1 protein-coding gene is annotated in these 1,566 nt (G+C 43.2%); it reads left to right on the top strand.

What is annotated here, in order from left to right:
- Positions 1-105 precede the first annotated feature (105 nt).
- On the top strand, positions 106-1,176 hold the full coding sequence (locus tag MD536_RS20940; protein ID WP_239603748.1) for an IS110 family RNA-guided transposase: 1,071 nt from the start codon (positions 106-108) through the stop codon (positions 1,174-1,176).
- Positions 1,177-1,566: the final 390 nt, after the last annotated feature.

Below are 1,566 nucleotides of genomic sequence, written 5' to 3'. Positions count from 1 at the left end.
CCAAGCCCTTATGCTATATAAAGTAGGCGTTTAGAGCGGTAGTAGTCTATTCTGCAAGCAGGATAGCTACAGTAACTTTGATAGTTAACCAAACATCTAAACGCCATGTCTAAAATTACAGCCAATTTCGAAAATCAGACCATTTATGTGGGTCTGGACGTTCACAAACGTAGTTGGAATGCTGGCATATTCCTGGGCGATATGTTTGTCAAGAATATACACCAGCAGCCCTCGCCTGAAATCCTTTACCACTATCTCACCAAACAATTTCCCGGGGCTTCCTATCAATGTGCCTATGAAAGCGGAAAGTTTGGGTATTGGATTCAGCGCCAGTTATCTGAATTGGGTATTACCTGCCTGGTGGTTAACCCGGCTGATATTCCTTCCAGCCATAAGGATGAGGTCTATAAAACTGATAGCCGCGATTCGCGGGGTATTGGCCAGGCCTTGGCCAAAGGGCAGCTACGCGGAATCTATATCCCTCCACTTCATCAGGAAGCCGACAGAACCCTGGTCCGGCAACGAAAGAAAATCTGGCGGGATCTGGTGCGTTGTAAAAACCGGGTAAAAGGTTTTCTTGATTACAACGGAATCAACTTACCAGAAAAATTTGACAATCCGAACTGGAGTCGAAATTTTATCACCTGGCTCTTAAGTCTCGCCTTCCCCTTTGAAAGCACTAGCCGGACACTTCAGTATCAGGTCCGGGAAGTGGAGCTGCTTCGAAAAGAACTTCTGGCGATTAGCAATGATATCCGAAAACTCATGCGCAGTGCTACTTACAAAAAACTATACTACCTGCTTCGTTCCGTAACCGGAATCGGACCTCTTACTGCAGCATCGCTCCTTACTGAAATCGGCGACATGCGAAGGTTTCCCAATTTTTATCACCTCAATAGTTTTATTGGACTGATGCCCATGGAACACAGTTCCGGTGAGAAGCAGGTACGGTTTAATTTGACTGTTAGAAAACACCGGCAACTCCGGAGTGATCTGATCGAATGCGCCTGGGCGGCTAAAAGAAATGATCCAGCCCTGGCATTATACTACAGCGAACAGATCAGCAGAGGTATCAACGGTAAAAAAGCCATAGTAAAAGTTGCCCGTAAACTATTGAGCAGAATCCGATATGTATGGCTCACGGAACAACCCTATAAAACCTCTATTGTCAAATAATTTATTAATCAATCAACCATTACTCATTACCTGACAATTAAATTTCTCAGCCGGACTACAAAACATGCGTTGTCATCGTGAAATAATCAAACAGCGAGTCATTGACTTTGCCAAGACTGTAGCCGGCTGTTTATTGCTGAAACCATCAGCAAGCCATTAAACATTTAATCACAAGGACTTGTAGTGCTGACATTCAGCCTCTACTCATAGGATGCTGGTAATGGATAATGACTGATCAAAATATTTTAGAATAGTTTAAATTTGTAGTAAGGAAAAAAACACACTTCTGAAGGCGAAGGGTGGTTGGAATTTCCCTTCTGGCTATCCTTTGCTTTCAAAAGAAAAAAGTTGATATTTTTTCACTCCCTCTAAAGGCCTATATACATAGGA

Origin of the sequence: Flavihumibacter cheonanensis (genome assembly GCF_022352215.1) — a bacterium.
GTDB classification, from domain to species: Bacteria; Bacteroidota; Bacteroidia; order Chitinophagales; family Chitinophagaceae; genus Flavihumibacter; species Flavihumibacter cheonanensis.
The sequence above is the reverse complement of the archived record's forward strand: the minus strand, read 5'-3'. Positions and strand labels throughout refer to the sequence as shown.

What these genes read in the sequence shown, in the direction of transcription:
- MD536_RS20940 (WP_239603748.1), top strand. Translation starts at nt 106, where the DNA reads ATGTCTAAAATTACAGCCAATTTCGAAAATCAGACCATTTATGTGGGT.